Annotated in this window: 14 protein-coding genes; 3 read left to right on the forward strand and 11 right to left on the reverse strand. The window is 57.6% G+C overall.

Going from position 1 to position 18,852, the window contains the following annotated elements:
* Positions 1 to 104: 104 nt before the first annotated feature.
* A complete protein-coding gene (locus IQ254_RS07175; protein ID WP_193965487.1) occupies positions 105 to 635 on the forward strand; it encodes a phosphoribosyltransferase in 531 nt (176 codons plus the stop codon).
* Here the strand turns inward: IQ254_RS07175 and IQ254_RS07180 are convergent.
* The 6 genes from IQ254_RS07180 to gloB form a co-directional block, all read right to left on the reverse strand.
* Complete coding sequence (locus IQ254_RS07180; RefSeq protein WP_193965488.1) at positions 601 to 1,773, reverse strand: tetratricopeptide repeat protein; 1,173 nt, start codon at positions 1,771 to 1,773, stop codon at positions 601 to 603. The two genes, IQ254_RS07175 and IQ254_RS07180, sit on opposite strands and share 35 nt — an antisense overlap.
* Before the next feature lie 133 nt (positions 1,774 to 1,906).
* A complete protein-coding gene (locus tag IQ254_RS07185) occupies positions 1,907 to 2,548 on the reverse strand; it encodes a hypothetical protein (RefSeq protein WP_193965489.1) in 642 nt (213 codons plus the stop codon).
* A 109-nt stretch (positions 2,549 to 2,657) separates the two neighbouring features.
* Complete coding sequence (locus IQ254_RS07190; RefSeq protein ID WP_193965490.1) at positions 2,658 to 4,301, reverse strand: CHAT domain-containing protein; 1,644 nt, start codon at positions 4,299 to 4,301, stop codon at positions 2,658 to 2,660.
* Positions 4,302 to 4,374: 73 nt separating this feature from the next.
* A complete protein-coding gene (locus tag IQ254_RS07195; RefSeq protein ID WP_313887391.1) occupies positions 4,375 to 6,630 on the reverse strand; it encodes a protein phosphatase 2C domain-containing protein in 2,256 nt (751 codons plus the stop codon).
* Positions 6,631 to 6,838: 208 nt separating this feature from the next.
* Complete coding sequence (locus tag IQ254_RS07200) at positions 6,839 to 7,189, reverse strand: NAD(P)H-quinone oxidoreductase subunit M (RefSeq protein ID WP_193965492.1); 351 nt, start codon at positions 7,187 to 7,189, stop codon at positions 6,839 to 6,841.
* Positions 7,190 to 7,283: 94 nt separating this feature from the next.
* Positions 7,284 to 8,057 carry a hydroxyacylglutathione hydrolase gene (gene gloB / locus IQ254_RS07205; protein ID WP_193965519.1) on the reverse strand — a complete coding sequence of 258 codons (774 nt, stop codon included), beginning with the start codon at positions 8,055 to 8,057 and terminating at the stop codon, positions 7,284 to 7,286.
* 224 nt (positions 8,058 to 8,281) lie between these two features.
* Between gloB and IQ254_RS07210 the strand changes: the two genes are divergently transcribed.
* On the forward strand, positions 8,282 to 8,488 hold the full coding sequence (locus tag IQ254_RS07210; RefSeq protein WP_193965493.1) for a hypothetical protein: 207 nt from the start codon (positions 8,282 to 8,284) through the stop codon (positions 8,486 to 8,488).
* Between the two features lie 231 nt (positions 8,489 to 8,719).
* Positions 8,720 to 9,700 carry a potassium channel protein gene (locus tag IQ254_RS07215; protein WP_193965520.1) on the forward strand — a complete coding sequence of 327 codons (981 nt, stop codon included), beginning with the start codon at positions 8,720 to 8,722 and terminating at the stop codon, positions 9,698 to 9,700.
* A 200-nt stretch (positions 9,701 to 9,900) separates the two neighbouring features.
* On the opposite strand, the gene IQ254_RS07220 is transcribed toward IQ254_RS07215, so the two are convergent.
* From IQ254_RS07220 to acnA, 5 genes are all read right to left on the reverse strand, one after another.
* Positions 9,901 to 10,542, reverse strand: a complete 642-nt coding sequence (locus IQ254_RS07220) for a Uma2 family endonuclease (RefSeq protein ID WP_193965494.1) — start codon at positions 10,540 to 10,542, stop codon at positions 9,901 to 9,903.
* A 152-nt stretch (positions 10,543 to 10,694) separates the two neighbouring features.
* Positions 10,695 to 13,577, reverse strand: a complete 2,883-nt coding sequence (ileS, locus tag IQ254_RS07225; protein ID WP_193965495.1) for an isoleucine--tRNA ligase — start codon at positions 13,575 to 13,577, stop codon at positions 10,695 to 10,697.
* 121 nt (positions 13,578 to 13,698) lie between these two features.
* Positions 13,699 to 14,676, reverse strand: a complete 978-nt coding sequence (locus IQ254_RS07230) for a Ycf66 family protein (protein ID WP_193965496.1) — start codon at positions 14,674 to 14,676, stop codon at positions 13,699 to 13,701.
* A 177-nt stretch (positions 14,677 to 14,853) separates the two neighbouring features.
* Complete coding sequence (locus IQ254_RS07235; RefSeq protein WP_278000306.1) at positions 14,854 to 15,843, reverse strand: anti-sigma factor antagonist; 990 nt, start codon at positions 15,841 to 15,843, stop codon at positions 14,854 to 14,856.
* Between the two features lie 280 nt (positions 15,844 to 16,123).
* On the reverse strand, positions 16,124 to 18,805 hold the full coding sequence (acnA, locus tag IQ254_RS07240; RefSeq protein ID WP_193965498.1) for an aconitate hydratase AcnA: 2,682 nt from the start codon (positions 18,803 to 18,805) through the stop codon (positions 16,124 to 16,126).
* Positions 18,806 to 18,852: the final 47 nt, after the last annotated feature.

The following is an 18,852-nucleotide window of genomic DNA, read 5'->3' on the forward strand; positions in this document are numbered from 1 at the left end:
AGGAACTGTAGCGCTTTCCTGGGCAAAACTCCAAAATTGAGCTCAGATCATCGGGCAGGCGATGGGGCAGCGATAGGGCAACGCTGTTTCACTGGAGGAGGAGCATGGCTGATTTCTACGTAAGTTGGGACGACTACCACCGAGACATTGAGAAGCTGGCGATTCAGATTTACGAATCGGGCTGGGCCTTCAACCAGATTGTGTGTCTGGCTAAAGGTGGACTGCGGGTAGGCGATACCCTCTGTCGTTTATTTGATGTGCCGCTGGCGATTTTGTCCACGGCTTCCTACGGTGGAGCCGATGGCCGCACCCGAGGATCAATTACTTTTTCCCGCGATCTGAGCATGACCACACCCAGCCTGGGTAGCCAAGTGCTGATCGTCGATGACCTGGTTGACTCGGGCTATAGCCTCAATAAATCGATTACCTGGCTGCGCCACAAATACGGCTTCTACATTGACGACCTGCGTACGGCGGTGCTGTGGTACAAAGCTGATTCCATCTTCAAGCCTGACTATCACGTGGTTTACCTGCCAGATAACCCGTGGATTCATCAGCCCTTTGAACGCTACGAAACGATGTCGCTGCCAGATCTGGTCGCTAGTCATCAGCCTCAGCCAGAGCCGATGGCCTAGGGGGCAAAAGCTGGGCTGGGCTGGCCGATACGTCAGGAGAGTCGTAGACCTGCTGGTAGCCCCAGTAGCCTACTAGCATTGTCACCAGAGTGAGAGAGATAATACCTCCGGCGCGGCACAGCCCCTGCACCGCCTTAGATGCCTGTTTTGCCGTCAGGTAATCGCCCCGTTGGTAGGCCTGACGTAGGTTCATGGCGCAGGCCAGAGCTGGAATACCTAGGGGCGGAAAAATAAAAAACGCGGTCAGCAGCACCTGGTGCCAGCGAGCGGGCGGGCATGGCTGGCCCTGAAATAGCTTGTAGTGGCCTCGCCATTCCACCACGTCTTGGTCTTGTACCTGGCCAGTTAGATCAAAGCTATAAATGTCATCCATTTGCCAGCTGATGAGCAGCCGCCGTAGCTGGTCGGGCAGGGTGAAATAGTTGATGCCTACTCCTACCGGACGATAGATCTCAATGCGCAGGCTGTTGTCGTGTTGCTGGGCAACAACGGTAATCTGCTTGAGCCCCAGCTCAGTCTGCAGCCGTCGAGACAGAGCGCGATCGCGGTGAGCCTGGTGAGCATGGTGCAATTTGACCCGGGCCTGGTCGAGATTGAGGTCGTTGCAGAGGGCCAGTTCCCAATCCCTAGCGGCAGCATCGGGATGGCCTAGGGCTTCCTGGGTGTAACCCCGGTGCAGATAGGCTTCAGCCAGATTGGGGTTGGCCGCGATCGCGCTGTCAAAGTCAGCTAGGGCGCTGGTGTAGTGCTGCTGTCGCAGGTACAAGAGCCCTCGGTTGTAGTGAATCAGCGAGTGGCCGGGCTGGCGCTCTAGGGCGATCTGCCAGTCAGCCAGGGCTTGGTCAGTCTGCCCTTGTTGACAGTACAGTAAGCCTCGGTTGCCGTAGGCGCGCACGTTGGCTGGGTCAAGGGCGATCGCCTGGTTGAAATGCTCTAGGGCCGCGCTTGCATGATCCGCCTGCCAGTGGGCTTTACCCAGTTCAAGATGGATATTAGCGGGGTGGGGGTGGTGCTTGAGCAGGCAGGGCAGTGACCCGAGAGCCGCGTCCAGGTTGCCTTTGCGAATTTGATTTAAGGCCTGACGGTAGTGGTACCGCGCCTGCTGGCGCCGCCAGCAGGCCATAAGGTTATATCCCATAGGGAGTGAAGCTAAGGAGGAGCAATCAACCTCTATCATTCCCCGCGAAACTCAGACTGTCAGTGAAGCGTTACGAGATCGTAATGGTGGCAAGCGTAACCGGTGTCGGTGCGCTGATGAGCAGGCCACACAGCTACGATACCGATACGTCATCTGCAGTCGTCTGAGCTGTTTGGAGAGCGACCGAAGCAATGGCTAACGTCAGCCGCGCTTGCTCTATATCAGATAAATTTTCCCAAGGGGCCGTCGAAATGGCCCGCAGGTTAAGGTCTAAAATCTCCCCCCGACCGTCCCGTAGAGAGTAGGCCAGAGGACGGGCTAGCACTGCCAGGTCATCGGCATTCCAGGTAGGTAGAACGACACTCACGCACTGCACCAGCTGGTCAATGAGGGGCTGACCGCTGCGAGCCAGGGTCGTCGCTGAAGTAGCAAGGCTTTGCAGCAACCCGCCCGGTATGCGCTCCTGAAATTGACTAATTTGCCCCAGCACAGAGGCAACAGCAGGCTGGGACAAGGCTGAGGCAGTATCATATGCAGCCATTTGTGTGGTCATCTGGGCCGAGAGGGCCTGCCAACCAGCTGTGATCGCAGCGGATACGTCACTACCATCCTCCACTGCATCTAACTCTGCCTCTAGCCCCGTGAGATAGCTTTCTGCCTCGGGTGACAGCGGTAGCCAAGGGTAGACCGCCTCAGCGGCGAGAATACTGGCCAGCAAATCGTGTTCAGCGGTCATGGCGGCATCGGGGCTTGGAGCGTGAGAAGGCTGGTTCATAGAATTAACTATAGAAACTATAGAAGCACGTGATGGTAACAAATCTGACAAAGGTGACTACACAGCGCCCCAGGTGCATTCCGCACAGAGCGAACAATTTTGTATTTTCCTAGCATGGCCCAGGTGTCTTGGGGTTACCCTCCAGGGTGAATTCCATCAGTTCTCCTTCCCGACTGCCAAACTGCACGGCTGTTCCCACTCTGAGGGGCACCTCGGCTCGATGGACATGTTGCCAGGTGCTGCCATCAAAATAATATGATCCGTAGCGCGACATATCGCGTAGATAGTAACAGGTCTCCTGCACGCCGTTGTCAAACTGGTTGCGGCAAAAGATCTCCGCGTGCTGACCCGAGACCCAGGGCTCTAAAATCACTAGGTCATTGTCGGGTAATCGTCCGACCCGCAGGTACCCATCATAGAGTCGCCACATCCGGGCCGGTGTTTTCAAGCAGCGCAACACCACCGATTGGGTAGCTGGCAGGTCTTGCCCTGGCAGTTGGGTCACCGCCAGAGTAGCCTCACGCAGCAAGCTCCCCTCAAACTGAGGATGTTGGTAGAGTACGGGTAAGCTCCAGGCAGGTTGGTTAAACCGATACGCCGTCAGCAAATGCTGTCTGGCCAGGGCTACCGCCTGGGCCACCGGCTGCCGCTCCGCTAGTCCCCGAGCCAGCACCTGAATAAAGCTCAAGGCTTCTTCGTCGGCAATCGAATCACGCATCGCCAGCACCGCCGGCACGCCGTGGTGGAGCAGCACCTCGGCCAGACTGCTGCGGGGAATAACCTGCTGCTGCTGATGGTCGGGCTGAGCCCCCCAGCAGGTATTAAACACCGCCAGGCGAATGCCGTTGCGAGAGAGCCCCTGGGCCAGTTCAGTGCCGCTGAGGCTGCCCTGCTGACTCAGAAACAGTAGCCCTCCATCGGGGGCGGGTACCCCATGGCCAGCGTAGAAAAATACGTTAAAGTAGCCAGCCTCTAGGGCGGTTAGCAACGTTTTAGCATCGGGTTCGATCAGCGTTTGTACTTGGCAAACTACCGGGCTAGTGCCCTGGTAGCTGAGGCGTGAGGCACTGAGTTCTAGCAGTTGTTTGAGGGCTTCGGCTTCCTGCGGTAGTTGCAGCACCTGATCTGGCTGCCCAGAGGTAGCCTCACCGGGGGCATCTTGGCCCAGTACCAGCAAGATACGCAGGGACGTGTCTAACTCTACTGTGGGCAGCGACTCGACGGTGCTAGTAGTCCGGCTAAACAACACCCGTGGCCCCAGTGAGAGGGCCGGACAGCCGGGTTCCGGCTGCATGATCTCCCAGGGCAGGCTGATTAGCTCTGGCGGGCGCACCTCCAGCTGCAGTTTTAGCGGGCGGTTTTGACCAATTGCGATACCCAAGCTGCGCTCCAGGGTTTGGCGAATGGGGCCATCAAACAACCATTCCCACAGACTCACACCCAGCCCCTGCATCAGGCGTCCGGTATACCCTTCTGACTCCGCGGCTGGAGACACTCGATCGAGCAGGTCGTCCAGGTGAAACTGAGGTACATAGGCCGACGGCACGTGGGGTACAGGCGGTAATCCCCGCAGCGAGAAAAACTGTTGCCAACTCTCCCAGATCTGAGCCATCTGGCCATCCCACAGGCGATCGTGGTGGGCATACCCCCCTGGAAAGGGGCTCTCTAGCACCCAGATAGCATAGTGGTTGGAGTCGGCCTCGGTGAGCCGATCGATGGCAAGGCAGAGCGTGAGTGCATTGGACGACAGCATAGGTAGGCCTAAAGCGGCAGGGCCGGGATGGATCAAATGAGGGAGATCGCGGAACCGCGAGGAAGGGCGAGAGTTACGGCCCACAGCGGCCTGCCTGAGCTGGGGTCACCAGGTCTAAAAAGGCCGTCGCGGCGTAGAGCTGACGGGCTTGCACCCAGCCTTTATCCCCTGGAGCCGATAACCGCTGGGTGAGGTCAGGGGCTACCGGCGCAGTCATGGGCTGATCGCTATTGGTCTCCTGATCGACCTCCTGAGGTAGTTGATCTAGAGAGATACCGGAGGGAATCGAGCAGACCTGGAGCTGCACCCAGTCAGTATTGTCGGCGGCGGTTTGGCGACTGATAACCCTGAGGATGCTGCCGATCGCCACGGGAGGCATGGCGGTCGATTCAGCGATACTCGTAGGCCGTTGACTGAGCCGCAGGGGGTCTCTATCCGCCCCCAACCCAGCCCCATTCTCAGCTTGCCAAAACGAGCCCACAGGCACATTGGCGGTGGCAGCCAGGGCATTACTGGGCAAAGGCTGCCCTGCCAAGGGCGCGATCGCCCACTGTCGAGCGAGGGGCTGGAAGGGAACAGGGGCCAATTGGCGACGGCTGAGGCCAAAGCCAACCGCTGCCAAAGTAGCTAAGACCGCTATTAATCCGCCGAAAAAGGGAACCCAGGCGACCTTAGATCTAGGCTGAGGCGCATCCGCAGGAGCCACAGTCAGGGTGTTCGTCGTCTGAGCCGTTAGCACCGGAGTTGGAGGGGGTAAGTCTGAGTGGGAGGGGGCATCAGCCTGCTGCAGACTCCGCGCAGGCAGAGTCGGCAAAGTCTTGGTTTGGGGCGCAAACCGCATCAGCCCTACGGTGACATTGTCGTGGCCGTTGAGCTGGTTGGCCCGTTGAATCAACTCAGCGACTGGAGCGCTCAGGGGAGTTGCTGTCGTCGCCAAAGGCGCGACCAGATGAGGTGCTAGCGCATCGACCCGGTCATAGTCGCTGAGTCCGTCGGAGCAGAGCAACAGTACGGCAGCATCATCCAGCAGTAGATGCTGCACCGTGGGGTAGAGGTAGCCCGATTCACTGATTCCCAGAGCCTGGATCAGGGCACCGCCGCTGGGTAGCTGAACCGCCTCGGAGTAAAGGGCATAGCCCATTTGCGCTTCCCGCGAGGCGACGTCATCATCGACGGTGATCTGGTAACAGGTCTGCGCACTAACTCGGTAGGCACGACTGTCGCCAATGTGGGCGATCGCAACGTAGGGAAAATGCACTAGAGCAAGCACCACCGTTGTGCCCATGCGGGCTCGGGCCGAACGCTGTTCGTCGTTGTTGCGGGTTGAGAGGGTATCGTTAGCCAAAATCAGCGCCTGGTTCAGGCGCTGAGCTACCGCTGCCGGGGGCAAATTACACTGCTGGGTTAGGGGTTCTAGCTCCTGCTGAAGCAGCTTAATCGCCGTTTGGGAGGCCACATTGCCCTGTTCATGGCCACCAATGCCGTCACAGACCAACAATAGCGGGGGCGTTTCGACGCTGACAGTTTTGCTCGTCAGCCGCTGCTGATAGGACAGTTTCTCAGGGTGGCAGGCGTCTTCGTTGCGATCGCGCGTCGGCCCCTGGTCAGTATCCGCAGTCCAGTCCACCGTCACCAGCAGCCCCTGAGCCAGAGCTTGAATAGCCCCTTCTAACTCAGCAATTAGCGTTTCTGCTGCTGTTATGCGTCCCTCGGCAAGGGCATGAGTCAACCAGTCTAGATAGCCTTTCATCGGCGGCTGAGCCGTAGCCACTAGCTCCTGCCATCGTCGCCCCAGGTCAACTAAGGTAAGGGGAGCCTTGTCGGTGACGAGGGTCGTCAACCGCAGCAGCGCTCCATCGGTTCTAAGTTCGTCTAGGGCTAACAGTGTAGCCGTTACCCCTTGGTCGGCCAGAGCCGTCCACATCATGGCGATTTGACGTAGCCAGTTAAGCTGCCGCAGGGCAGACCCCTGCGCCCACACCTGGGGTAAAGACGGCAGCAATGCTGCCTCAGTTTTCCAGGGAGTCGTCTGATCATTCAAGCGGGTGCCGATGGGAGCCGCATCCAGCAGCAACACCTCGGTCTCTAACCCCGTTTGCTCCCGACTGAGGTATGCATAGGGGCGGGGAATGTGGTGAGCCAGATGAAAGAGCTTGAGATACGGCATCACCACAGGGGGCACCCGATCTAAGGCTGGCGGCGGTGTATCGGGGCGAGTGTCGAGCCAAATGCGATGGGCTCCGACCGCAGATTTCTGATCTCCATGCCATACCAAAAAGCGTCCGGCCACCAGCGGGCTAGGAGAATGTGTCAGCGGACGATTGCCCACAGCCAGCAAAAACCGATACTGCAATGGCGTTTCACAGACTTTGCAGCGACTGGTCGGCGGGGTTGATACCGACCGGCAGGATGGATTAGAGCACTGGATCACAATCCGTTAGGGTGCAGGTAAACGGCTCTTAACGTACCCATGGTAACTAAACCCGGGTAACTAATCCTAGGTGATAGATGCATAGGTCGCGGGTTTGCAAGCCAGTCTAGTGAGATACCGATGGGTCAGGTTCAACCCGGGGAAGGCCCATGCTGTAGTTGAGCGCGCGACTCTTAAGATTGTAGCTAATGGCCCCCTGCTGTAAGAGTTGCCGCACAAAATGCTCTAGGTCAGAGCCAATGCGGCGCAGGTTATAGTCGGTCAGATCTTCGCCAGCGGCCGCATCAACCAGGCGGTCAAATTCAGCATAGACGGCCTTGAGAGCATCCTCAGACCAGTTGAATTCGTTGTCAGGATCAATGTCTAGCGTCAGCTTGTCGTCGCTGGGCACCAGCTCATTGTTGGCCACAATAGCGGTGTAAATGTGAATATGCCGGGTAGTCGATTTGAGCATCATAGCTAGATCCTGCCCTTTGAATCTTCATGCTGGGGGTACGTCTCAATGACGCTGTTGTAGTGATTGTATAGCAACTAATCCCCAAAACTCGCGGCTAAAACAGGTCTTTTTTGCCCCGCAGCCGGGCAAAGGTTTGCACCGCTTCAGCACTCCCGACAGCCTGTTGGAGCGACCTGTGATCCCATCGAAGGAAGGGATTGGTCTGCTTCTCCAAGCCTAGATCAGCGGGGACTGTAGGCTGTTTCAGGGCCCGGGCTGCCTGCACCTGCGCCAGCCGGGTGGCTAAGGCTGGGTTATCGCTATCGACGGTAATGGCAAACCGAAGGTTGTTGAGGGTGTACTCGTGGGCGCACCAGACGCGCGTGGTGTCGGGCAGCCGCCGCAGCTGATCTAAAGACGTGACCATCTGTTGGGGAGTACCCTCAAACAGCCGACCACAGCCTCCGGCAAAGAGTGTATCACCACAGAAAAGCTCCCCCCAGCCATCGGCTGCGACCGGGGCAAAGTAATAGGCGATGTGGGCGCGGGTATGGCCAGGCACGAAGAGGACTTCAGTCTGACGGTCACAGATAGTCAGGCGATCGCCCGCTTCTAGAAAGTGTGTCTGTCCAGGAATGCGGCCTCGGTCAGCGGCCCCACCATATACCTGCACTCCAGGGAAGCGCTCTAGCAACTGCCGATTGCCGCCCACGTGGTCGCTGTGGTGATGGGTATTTAAGATCGCCGTCAAGGTTGCTCCCAATTCATCCAGCCTGTGTATAACTGGATTGGCATCGCCCGGATCAACGACAGCAGCCAATCCGTGGTCAGCATCGTAGAGCACAAAAATATAGTTGTCGCGAAAGGCTGCAACCCGATAGATCACCATGTTCTGTGTCGATGTCGGCGTCATTTTCCGTAACTTCTCCCTGGGGAATAGACTCTTAACTGAGGTTTAATAAAGTTCCACTAAATCTTTATCGGCGGCTCAACCGTAATCTCAAGGGGTTGGGCATGCTGAAGAGAGTAGAGCAAAGTAGCGTCTGCTACAAAAGCTCTCCTTATACCGCTAGATATCTACCATCGTCACTACGGCATCCAGGATCTACAACTATGGCGTCATCCCTATCTCACAATCCCATTGTAGATATTCAAGCTGTAATGACTACCGCCATTGACCAGGGGGTTTTGAGCCGCCGCGACCACCTCACGTTATCGGCAGCCATACTCAGCAACCCGATGTTGACGCTACGCGATCGCCAGCATATCAACCGCATATTCGATAGCATTCGTGCTGGCCGCATACGCCTAGCCGACTAGATTTTTCTGCGACACATCCAGTTTACGCCCTGGTTAATCCCCAGGGCGTTTTTTTGCTCCTACAATTATTCAAGGCAGTAGGCAACCACGATGGTGGTTTTAAGCCCATGTCAGGCAACCTTCCAGGGCCGATTGTAGAGCTTGATACCCGTGCGCCAAAACCGTCTTCACTATGGTGAGACCCTAGTCGAAGCAAACTACCGCCGTACCCGGCGACACTTGCTGCGGGGCATGATCGCCCTGGGGTTTGTAGTGTTTTCGGGGATACTCTGGTATCGCTTTATGGAGGGGTGGAGCTGGCTTGATGCCACCTATATGGCGGTAATTACGCTATCTACCGTAGGCTTTGGTGAAACCAACCCCCTCAGCCCCCGAGGACGGCTGTTTACCATTGTGCTAATCATGATGGGGGTGGGGGTGATCGCCTATATTCTCAATAATCTTACTGAAGCGGTTGTGCAGGGGCACTTTCAAACCGGGTTACGTCTTAGTAAAAAACGCAGGTTTATGGACTCGCTGGCACACCACTACATTATTTGCGGTTTTGGCCGTACCGGTCAGCAGGTAGCCACAGAGTTTGCGGCCGAAAATCTTGCATTTATTGTGGTCGATTCCGACGATACCGCTACCCATGCGGCGGAGCTACTGGGGTACACCATTCTCCAGGGCGATGCTACCCAAGATCAGGTGCTCATCCAGGCGGGGGTAGAGCGGGCTCGATGCCTGGTGGCGGCGCTGCCCTCCGATGCCGAAAATCTCTATATTGTGCTCTCGGCCAAAACCCTGGCGCCCAAGATTCGTACCATTGCCCGGGCCAGCACTGAAGAAGCCATTCTGAAGCTCCAGCGGGGCGGAGCCGATGTGGTGGTGTCGCCCTATATTACCGGCGGCAAGCGAATGGCGGCGGCGGCGGTGCGCCCTCAGGTGGTCGATTTTTTAGATGGTATTTTAACGGGAACCGAGCGGGCGGTCTACGTCGAAGAGTTTTTGCTGCTGCCCGATAGCTGCCCCGTTGTTGGCAAAACCCTGGCCGAAGCTCAGCTGGGTCGCCAGTCGGGGGCGTTAATTTTGGCCATCCGCCGCGATCATGGGGCGCTCATTTTTGGCCCCAGTGCCGACACCCGTCTCTATCCTGGGGATATGGTGATCACCATGGGGAACACCGATCAGCTGCGACTGCTGAGCCAGATTTTGAGCCCGATCGAGCGTTGATAGCTACGAGGTCGTGGCCCATGGCTAGCCGTACTATCAGGAGTCCAAACCTAGCGATGGGGGCGATCTCATCCAACTCTAAAACCGGGCCGGATGGTTTGGTAGGTTTGCCGAAGACCCGTCCGGCTCACCCTGAGCAAAATTCTCTGCCTGGAGAAAGATCCCTGGGTTCTCAAAGAACCCAGGGATCTTCTCATCTCTCACTGAAGCCCTTGGCGAAACGCCCTGGCGGCGGCGAGGGGGTTGGGGTTTTGCAGGCAGCGGGTCAACAGCTCGATATCTAAACCGGGCAGCAGCTCACTGCGGGCAATGGCTTCATAGCCAGCGGTGGCGGCAAACTGGGCGTCTTCTCGACGGTGGTAGAGGGCAAGGCGATTCTCGTTGCGAGAGGCTTCGCCAACGCTTTGCCAGAACCAAACTTCCCGCACCCCCAGACGGCGATAGAGTTCCAGGCGATTAATGCTGCCGCTGGTGACAATCACCTCAATCGCCAGGTCAGGAAACTCCTTATCCAGCCCGATGCAGTAGCTCTCATCGGGTTCGCCCCCCGCCTGCCGCTCTGGCCTGCGCAGGGTGGTCGACCCCATGGGGAAGTATTCGGTATTGGTTTCTAAAAAGTAAATCAGCAGCAAATCCCCAATTCGGGTCTTGCCGCTCTCATGGCGACGACTGGGGGCCACAATTTCTAAATCTCCGGCTAAGAAATGCACCCGATAGGGAGACTTTTCTCCTAAATCGGCCAGGAGAGCTTCGTACTGCTGCCAAGACACCTGGCTAAAGACCCGCCGTTCTTCTGAATCTTCTAGGGTTAACCGATTCGAGACATCATTGAGGAGTACCATGCCACCGCTCCCTCGCAGCTTTACTCTATTCTAATTGCCGCCCCCAAAAGGATTTTGCCTACCTGCCGTTGCTGGGAGCCAGAAACCGGGTTTCTGTCCCTAACCTCTCGCTGGTGCTAGAGACACTGCTAGAAACCCGGTTTCTCCGTGGGTTAAAACGAGCCCGCTAGAGCCTCAACGCAGCGATCGCAGATGGTCGGATCCTCGCTACTCTCCCCCACATGGGTGGAATAGTTCCAGCAGCGATCGCACTTCTCGCCCGCCGCATCCACTACGCCAATACCCAGCGCGTCAGACTCAGTGCTGAACTTTGTGCCCGTTAAAGGCTCTGGCGAATCTAGCACCTCCACCTGGGAAACCAGGAACAGGTAGCGCAGCTCATCGACATGGTTGGCACCGGGGGCAATCGCATCGATAGGATTCATCGCCGCTAGCTGTGCCCTCAGATCGGTGTCGGTGACATAGATCAGCGCCTTGGCCTCCAGGGAAGAGCCAATCTCCTTGGCGGTGCGAGCCTGCTCCAGCACCCGGTTCACCTCCTGGCGAACGGTGCGAATCTGGCTCCAGGTGTCAGCCAGGTCTGGCTGCTGCCACTGGTCCTCCATTTTCACCCAGCCCGATTCAAAGACCGATTTGTAGGGGGTGGGGTAGGGCAGATTTTGCCAGATGTCTTCGGCCATGTGGGAGAGCACCGGGGCAATGGCGCGGGCCAGGTTTTCGATCGCGATCGCCAGCACCGTCTGACAGCTGCGCCGCCGGGGCGAATCCGCCGCGCTGATGTAGAGCCGGTCTTTAGCAATATCTAGATAGAAGTTCGATAGATCGACCGCGCAGAAGTTCTGCACCGTTTGAAAGAACCGGAAGAACTGGTAACTCTCAAAGGCGTCGGTAATGTCGGCAAACACCTCGGTCATGCGGTGCAGCATATAGCGATCGAGCTCCGGCAGCTGATCGTAGGGCACCGCGTGTTTGGCGGGGTCGAAGTCGTGCAGGTTGCCCAGCAAAAACCGCGCGGTATTGCGAATCTTGCGATACACATCCGACATTTGCTTGAGAATGTTGCCGCCCAGAGGCACATCGGAGGAGTAGTCCACCGACGACACCCACAGCCGCAGCACGTCGGCCCCGTAGGGCGGGTCTGTTTTTTGGTTCTTGCCGCCGTTGATCACAATGGCGGGGTCAACCACGTTGCCAATCGACTTGCTCATTTTGCGGCCCTGCTCATCGAGGGCAAAGCCGTGGGTGAGCACGGTTTTGTAGGGGGCATGGCCGTTGACCGCCACGCTGGTCAGCAGGCTCGACTGAAACCAGCCCCGGTGCTGGTCAGAGCCTTCCAGGTACATATCCACGGGATATTTGAGCTCATCGCGCTGCTGGGCCACCGCCGCCCAGGAGGAACCAGAGTCGAACCACACATCCATGGTGTCGGCCCCCTTGCGGTAGGTGTGGCCGTTGTTGCGGTAGGCCTCGGGCAGGAGTTCTGCCTCAGATAGCTCCCACCAGGCATCGGAGCCCTTTTCCGCAAAGAGGGCCTTGATGTGGGCCAGGGTTTCTTCAGTCAGCAGGGGTTCGCCCGTTTCCTCGTCGTAGAACACCGGGATGGGCATACCCCAGGTGCGCTGGCGCGAAATGCACCAGTCGGAGCGATCGCTCACCATTGAGGTAATCCGGTTTTCGCCCGCCGCCGGAATCCACTGCACCGCCTGAATCGCCTTCAGCGCCTGGTCGCGGAACCCTTCTACGGAGGCAAACCACTGCTCGGTGGCGCGGTAGATGGTGGGCTTTTTGGTGCGCCAGTCGTAGGGGTACTTGTGGCGGTAGGGCTCGTGCTTGAGCAGAGAACCGGCCTTTTCCAGCGCCTCAACGACGGCGGGGTTGGCATCCTTCAGCACGTTTAGCCCCGCAAAGGGACCGGCGGCTGCGGTCATGTCGCCCTTTTCATCCACCAGGCTCAGGATCGGCAGACCGTAGCGCTGGCCCACCTTGAAATCTTCTTCGCCGTGGTCAGGGGCGGTGTGCACCAGGCCGGTGCCCGACTCAGTGGTAACGTAGTCGCCGCCGATGAGAATGGCGCTTTCGCGATCGAACAGGGGGTGGCGATAGGTGGAGTTCTCCAGGGCTGTGCCCCTGATTTCGGCCTTGACGGTGAGCTCAGAACCGAGCACCTCGGCCATGCGATCGCACAGATCCCTGGCGATGATCAAGTACCTGAACGGCGTGGCCGCAGCCACCTCCACCACGGCATAGGTGAGTTCCCCATTCACCGCTACCCCCAGGTTGGCCGGAATCGTCCAGGGGGTTGTGGTCCAGATCGCCACGCCCAGCTCACCCAGGTAGGGCTCCAGCGCCGCTTTGGCCTCGGGTGCTGCGCTCACCATCGGAAAGGCAGCGTAGATGCTGGGGGAGGTGTGGCCTTCAGGATACTCCAGCTCCGCCTCCGCTAGAGCCGTCTGCGAGCTGGGGCTCCAGTGCACCGACTTGAGGCCGCGATAGATGTAGCCCTTCAGGTACATCTGGCCAAACACGTCGATCTGGGCGGCCTCATACTCGGGTAGCAGCGTCATGTAGGGGTGATCCCAGTCACCCCAGATACCGTAGCGCTTGAAGCTCTCCCGCTGGCGATCGATGGTTTTGAGGGCAAAGGCCTTGGCTTTGTAGCGCAGCTTGATCGGGGTCAGGTTCGCCCGCGCCTCGGCATCCATCGCCTGGAGCACCTTTAGCTCAATGGGCAGACCGTGGCAGTCCCACCCAGGCACGTAGCGCACCTTACGGCCCTTGAGCAGCTGGTACTTGTTGATCGTGTCCTTCAGAATTTTGTTGAGGGCGTGGCCAATGTGCAGGTCGCCGTTGGCGTAGGGCGGCCCGTCGTGCAGCACAAACACCTCGCCGGGGTTGCTGGTCGACAGGGTTTCATAAATCTGGTTCTCGGCCCAAAAGGCTTGAATTTCGGGCTCGCGCTTGGTCGCGTTGGCCCGCATGTCAAAGCTGGTCTGGGGCAGCAGAACGGTATCTTTATAGCTTTTGGTGTCTGTCACAGCCTGAGGTTGACTAAGGATAAACAATCAGTCCGCGTCATTATCGCAGATTCAGCCCAAGGCGCTATCTCAGCTAGGCTGTTTCTATATACATTAGGCCAGGTTGATGGCAATTGCGGGGTTAATCGTGATGGTCGGGGTCAACAAAACTCTCGTCTAAATCATCGGGCCAGTTTCCCGCTTCAACATCGGCGGGGGCAGAGGCTCTGTCTGGCAGTTGCTCACTCTGGGTAGTTTCAGACTCACCTTTGGGGATCACGGCCTCGGCATCGACAATCGTCACCATCGCCGCCTGCCCCGACGTTGACCCATCTAACGCTGCCCCAGTTGCCGCAGAGGGCTGGGTTTGGGTACGGGCTAGGGGGGATGGTCGGGGCGGAATATCAATCACGGCCCGCCTGGGTTTAGGGGCAGTTTTGGCCTTGATCAAATCGTTCACCCAGGCCTGTAAGCCTGCCAACCGCGAACCTAAGGTGACAGGCCTGGGTGATTGGGTAGCCAACGGCACGGTGTCTCGGGGCAGGCGTTTGATCTCAGCCGGGGAAGATTTAGGCTTAACCTCGCCTGGCTCCAGGATGGGTTCAAAAGGCGGCCCACTATCAGCCGTGCGAGCGGGACGGCGAGGCGTCGGCGATAGTTCATCCACAAATTCGTAGTCGACATCCTTGAGCGAGGAAGCTCGCACTTCGCTGGTGGCGATCGCGGGATCTCGTCGGGTGGTCTCGGGCTCAACCAAGGGCAGCCACCGCGCCAGTGGCGTGTCGCGCAGCAGCCCCAGCAGCGCCTGTTGCCTCTGTCGCCAGAAGTTGGGCCAGGAGTCTGGGGTCAGCGGAGTTTGTAAATCGAGCGGCGTCCGCTTGCGGCGCAGAGTCAGCGTTTGCCAGCTGAGCCAGCCCAGCAGCACTACACTAGCCCCATGGCCAAGCAGTTCAGTAGGCGAGGTCTGATCCGCGCAAAACCATAGCACGAGGCCATAGAAAGCCCCTAGCCCGCTCCAAAAAAAGTCGTGACGGCGATGCACCTCTGGGAAGAAAAAAGCGGCACCGTACAGTGCCAGGCTACCTGCCCAAATCGCGATCGCTAGAACCTGAACCCCCATACTGCTCGGTTAATCCGCAACCTCAACACCATTACTGTATCGTGGCTTGCTCAACCAGAGGCAAGCGGTGATTTTTAACCACCTTGCGGTTAAAAACCTGAGATCACAAACCGATAAGCTGCCCTGGGTACCACCATCGTCCTACAGCTTTACCCAGATCGCTGATTATTCTGAGCCTCAGGAAGCCCCGGCTTTTTTAGAGAACAGCACCAAAATTGTCTTCACAATGAGCTGGATATCGTAGATCAGGCTCCAGTTCTTTTGGTAGTCGAGATCCATGCGGATAACGTCTTCAAACTTTTTCACTGTTGAGCGTCCGTTAACCTGCCATTCGCCAGTCATGCCAGGCTTCACGTCAAGGCGCTGCCACTCAGGCACCCGGTACTGCTCAATTTCATCAGGGGTAGGCGGGCGAGTACCCACTAGGCTCATGTCGCCTTTCAGCACATTCCAAAACTGGGGCAGTTCATCTAAGCTGGTGCGGCGCAAAAAGCGTCCAACCTTGGTAATGCGAGGGTCGTTTTCGTTTTTGAACAGGGGGCCTTCGACCTCATTTTTCACCTGGGCCTTCAATGCCTCGGCATCGGTCACCATAGAGCGAAATTTCCAGATATTGAATCGCTTACCCATCCAGGAACAGCGCACTTGCTTAAAGAAAATCGGGCCACCGTCTTCAAGCTTGATGGCAATCACAATCGGTACTGCCAAAACCGCCGTAATAACAAGGCCCACTAGCGCTCCGAGGATATCGAGCACACGCTTACCTTTCGAGGTCACTGAGGGATGGGTCGTCAGTGTCCCATAAAGCTTCTCAGGTTTAGGCGATGGGGTCACAGCACCGGCAGCAGCAGCTTCAAAGGTAAACAGTTGCTCTAGATCAGTTAAAGCCAGCACCATGCGTACCTGCTCTTGCACCCCGCGCAGCACCATGACAACTCCCCTGGCCTGGCAAGTACGGTAACCGATCACAAGCGCACCTAAGCCGCTGCTGTCAATGAAATTGGTCTCGACCAGGTCGATAATAATCTTGGTTGGAGCAGGGTCGCTTAAGCAATGCCGCTTCACCTGTTGCTCAAACTCAACCGCCTCTACGAGCGTTAGGGTCGAGGGTACGCTAACGACACAGTCAGCATCCCCGATTTCAGCCGAAGTTTGAGGGGCGGCCATGGATGGGTTTTGATCTGAGGCAATAGACGAGCTCATATCGGCATCCCTGGTAACTGGTAATGGTGATCACTACTGCCAAGATTCCCCCAACAGTTACCAAACTATAGGGGGCATAGATGTCAGATGCCCTGCTGTTGCCTTCAACTTCAAGGAGTCTTCAAGGAGCTTTGATGAGTCATTGAGGAGTGAGAAAATTTTCAAGAATGAAAATACCCCAGGGTTAAGGGCGCGGAACTGACGCCCTTGAAAGAGAGCAAGTGAGCCCACGGGACTGATCGAATTAGGCCGCTAGCAATTGCCGCAGTACGTAGGGCAAAATGCCGCCGTGGCGAAAGTACTCTACTTCATCTAGGGTATCGATACGACACAGTAGAGGCACTGTAGTCGTGCTGCTGTCACCGCGATGAATTATCAATTCAACGGTCATACCGGGCTGAATACCGTTGCTAAGACCTACTAGATCAAAGGTTTCACTACCGTCGAGGTTAAACATGCCGCGATGCATGCCCTCGGTAAATTGAAGCGGTAGCACACCCATACCCACTAGGTTAGAGCGGTGGATGCGCTCAAAACTCTCGGCGACGACGGCCTTGACGCCTAGCAGTCGGGTTCCTTTGGCAGCCCAATCGCGAGATGACCCCGTGCCATACTCTTTGCCCGCAATCACCAGTAAAGGAGTACCGCTGGCCTGATACTTCATGGCTGCATCATAAATAGACATGTCGATGCCGTCGGGCATATACCGGGTCACCCCACCCGATGAGCCCGGCACCATTTCATTCTTGAGTCGAATATTGGCAAAGGTGCCCCGCATCATGACCTCATGGTTGCCTCGACGAGACCCGTAGGAGTTGAAGTCGGTAGCCATGACGTTGTTGTCCACCAGGTAGCTACCCGCCGGGCTGTCGGTCTTAATCGCACCCGCTGGAGAAATATGGTCGGTGGTAATGCTGTCGCCGAGAATCGCTAGGGGTCGCGCACCCAAAATATCGGCGAAGGCCTGACCGTTAACGCTAGCCGGCATGTCGGTGAAGTAGGGTGGATTTTGGACGTAGGTGCTGTCGCCATTCCAGGTATAGGTCTGACTCTCGGGGGTTGCGATCTCTTGCCAGTCGGCAGTGCCCACAAAAACGTTGCTGTAGCGGCTGCGGAACATCTGGGGGGTGAGAGCCTTTGCCATGACGGCCTTGATCTCAGCGCTGGTGGGCCAGATATCTTTGAGGTAGACGGGCCGCCCCTGGGTATCTTGACCGATGGGGTCGGCCTTGAGATCGATGGCCAGGTTGCCTGCGATCGCATAGGCAACGACCAACGGCGGCGAGGCTAGATAGTTAGCTTTGGTGTGGGGGCTGACGCGGCCCTCAAAGTTGCGGTTGCCTGACAGCACCGCCCCCACCACCAGGTCGTTGTCGTCAATGGCGCTAGCGATGGCAGTAGGCAGCGGCCCAGAGTTACCAATGCAGGTGGTGCAACCGTAGCCCACCAGATTAAAGCCCAGAGCATCCAGGTCATCCTGGAGGCCAGCTTTCTCTAAATAATCTGACACGACCTGGCTACCGGGAGCGAGGGAGGTTTTCACCCAGGGCTTGACGGTGAGCCCTTTCTCCCGAGCTTTGCGGGCTAATAGGCCGGCCCCAATCATGACCGAGGGGTTAGAGGTGTTGGTACAGCTAGTAATGGCGGCGATGACAACATCCCCATCGGTGAGGGGGTAATGGGCACCCGCCACGGGGACTGATTGCTTCTCGGCGTAGTCTTTGCCGCTAAAAGTCGGGAAGTCAGAGGTTTTGAACTGGTTGGCCAAAGCCGCTAGGGCAACCCGGTCTTGGGGGCGCTTGGGGCCGGCTAGGGATGGCTCTATGGTGGCCAAGTCCAGCCCTAGGGCATCGGTAAAAATAGGGTCGGGGGTATTGGCCTCGCGCCAGAGGCCCTGAGCCTTGGCGTAGGCTTCAACCAGGGCTACCCGCTCAGGGTCGCGGCCCGAAAACTCTAAATAGCGAATGGTTTCTTCGTCGATCGGGAAGAAGCCGCAGGTGGCTCCATATTCGGGAGCCATATTGGCGATGGTGGCGCGATCGGCCAGGGTGAGGTGGTCGAGGCCGTCGCCGTAAAATTCTACGAACTTGCCAACTACACCCTTCGCCCGCAGCATTTGCACCACAGTCAGCACCAGGTCAGTGGCCGTGGCCCCTTCGGGGAGCTGCCCGGTGAGCTTAAAACCCACCACTTCGGGAATTAGCATCGAGATCGGCTGGCCCAGCATGGCGGCTTCGGCCTCAATGCCGCCTACCCCCCAGCCCAGCACTGAGAGGCCGTTGATCATAGTGGTGTGGCTATCAGTCCCGACCAGGGTATCGGGATAGGCGATGGTTTCACCAGTCTCAGACTTAGTCCAGACGACCTGGGCCAAATATTCGAGGTTGACCTGGTGGCAAATGCCGGTGCCGGGCGGCACAACCCGAAAGTTATCAAAGGCGCTTTGGCCCCAGCGCAAAAAAGCGTAGCGCTCAAAGTTGCGCTGAAATTCTCTTTCGACGTTTTCGCCAAAGGCACTGGCGCTACCAAAGGCATCGACCATGACAGAGTGATCGATCACCAGATCAACCGGTGATAGCGGGTTAATCTGGTCGGGGTCACCGCCCAGATTAACCATCGCGTCGCGCATGGCCGCCAGATCGACGACCGCAGGTACCCCGGTAAAGTCTTGCATCAACACACGGGCCGGACGATAGGCGATTTCGCGACTGGAGGTTTTAGTTTGGAGCCAGTCGGCGACGGCCTGGACATCTGCCGCTTTAACCGATCGCCCATCTTCGTGGCGCAGCAGATTCTCGAGCAGCACCTTGAGACTAAAGGGCAGGCCGCTGATGTCTCCCAGGGTGGCAGCGGCGGCGGGCAGACTGTAGATGGTGTAAGTGGTAGCACCTACGGTGAGGGGAGTTTTGGCATTAAAGCTGTTCACAGGGGCTAAATTCTCCGGAGCAGAACGGGGCTGATTAGCATCGGTGC

The organism is Nodosilinea sp. LEGE 07088 (assembly GCF_015207395.1).
GTDB lineage: Bacteria > Cyanobacteriota > Cyanobacteriia > Phormidesmidales > Phormidesmidaceae > Nodosilinea.